This window comes from Mesorhizobium sp. M5C.F.Ca.IN.020.32.2.1 (assembly GCF_004023105.1).
Lineage (GTDB): Bacteria > Pseudomonadota > Alphaproteobacteria > Rhizobiales > Rhizobiaceae > Mesorhizobium > Mesorhizobium wenxiniae.
The window spans coordinates 1-1,159 of sequence record NZ_RZSX01001315.1 but is presented as its reverse complement, the minus strand read 5'-3'; the positions used below and the strand labels follow the sequence as shown (position 1 = coordinate 1,159).

The following is a 1,159-nucleotide window of genomic DNA, read 5'->3' as shown; positions in this document are numbered from 1 at the left end:
GACGCACCGGCTGGTCGAAGGCGGCATCGAGTTTGCTCGCCAGAATGGCGCGCGGCTGGTCGAGGCGTGTCCGATCGACCTGTCGAAAGATTCGCGTTCGATCGGGCTGTTCGTCGGCTCGTCGCGGGTCTTCGAGAAAGCCGGCTTCGAGAGGCTGGTCGAGCGCAAGGCGGGCCGACCGCTGATGCGATTGGTGCTTTAATCAGTGTGCTGTGCGCGCCGCTGCCGCGGCGGTCGCTCGGCGGCGGCCAAATCTCGTAGCCGGCCTGCATAATCAGACGGTTGACATCCAGCAGGAATAAATCCGCCTGCGGCCCGTTCCTCCTCGGATTTTTCCTTGGAGGCTATCAATGTTTCATTTTTCCCAGACCACTCGCTCGATCCGGTTTGTCTGTCGGCCGGAAGATTATGGCGTCATCGCGCCGCCAGTAGCAGCCAAGACGGTTCTGCCGGACTGGTTCCGCAAATTGCCGGCAGTCGATTCGCAGCAAGCGTCGGCCACCAACAATGGTCTGACCGTCAAGCGCTGCATGCCGTTTCTCGATGCGATGACAACCGGCTGGATCCTGCCGCTCGCGGCGACCGTCCGCCTTGAGATCAAGGACGGCGGCCGCGTCGTGGATGCCGGCTGGGAGTTCGACAGGGTGATGGTGAGCAATCATGGCGCCCATCAGGTCGCCGGCAACCCGAAGGAACCGGCACCCCCATGTAAATTTCACAATTACTGGTCGATACGGACCCCGCCGGGCTGGAGTTGTTTGTTCCTGCCGCCGCTCAACAGGCCGACTCAGCCTTTCGAATGCGTCGCCGGCATCGTCGATACCGATAGGTACGCAGCCGACATCCATTTTCCGTTTTTCGCGACCGCGCCCGACGGCCTCTACGTCATCGAAAAGGGCACGCCGCTCGTCCAGGTCATACCGGTTCGCCGCGAAGATGCCGCACTCAAGGCAGAAATCCGGGCGGAGACCGGAGCCGAGGCGACGGAGCGCGAAACTGTCTATCGCAACACGATTGCGGGCGAAGGCTGGTATCGCAAATGGGCCCGCGCGGCCCGCTAGACTTTTTTTGCGGAGAAGAATGCGAAACGGGGCCGCTAGGCCCCGTTTCTTTGTGAATTGCTAGCGGAACCGCCAGTTGCGCGGACCGCGATCCGAAC

At 61.9% G+C, this 1,159-nt stretch carries 1 protein-coding gene and 1 pseudogene; both read left to right on the top strand.

Going from position 1 to position 1,159, the window contains the following annotated elements; translation table 11 throughout:
- Nucleotides 1-202, top strand: a pseudogene (locus EOA86_RS35605) (GNAT family N-acetyltransferase); the annotation flags it as partial.
- Between the two features lie 148 nt (nt 203-350).
- On the top strand, nt 351-1,061 hold the full coding sequence (locus EOA86_RS35600; RefSeq protein WP_128345734.1) for a DUF6065 family protein: 711 nt from the start codon (nt 351-353) through the stop codon (nt 1,059-1,061).
- The last annotated feature ends 98 nt before the right edge of the window (nt 1,062-1,159 follow it).

What these genes read in the sequence shown, in the direction of transcription:
- EOA86_RS35600 (WP_128345734.1), top strand. Translation starts at nt 351, where the DNA reads ATGTTTCATTTTTCCCAGACCACTCGCTCGATCCGGTTTGTCTGTCGG.